Below are 256 nucleotides of genomic sequence, written 5' to 3'. Positions count from 1 at the left end.
GCCGATGCTGATGTTGTGCGGCGACACGTTCCTGACCCGCCTGCCCGATCCGGTGCTGCAGCAGTTGGAGCATTACGGCAACCCGGCGCTGGGTCTGAACGATGCGTTCCAGGCGGTCACCCGGTATTGGGATCGCATCACGCACCCCGCGCAGGTGATCCAGTCCCTGCCCGCGGCGCTGGCCACCATGCTGGACCCGGCCGATTGCGGCCCGGCCTTCCTCGCCCTGCCCCAGGATGTGCAGGGCTGGGCCTAT

At 68.4% G+C, this 256-nt stretch carries 1 pseudogene; it reads left to right on the top strand.

Annotated elements, in window-relative coordinates:
- Positions 1–256, top strand: a pseudogene (locus E0702_RS17935) (thiamine pyrophosphate-binding protein); the annotation flags it as partial.

It is taken from the genome of Halomonas marinisediminis, assembly GCF_004347715.1.
GTDB lineage: Bacteria > Pseudomonadota > Gammaproteobacteria > Pseudomonadales > Halomonadaceae > Halomonas > Halomonas icarae.
The sequence above is the reverse complement of the archived record's forward strand: the minus strand, read 5'-3'. Positions and strand labels throughout refer to the sequence as shown.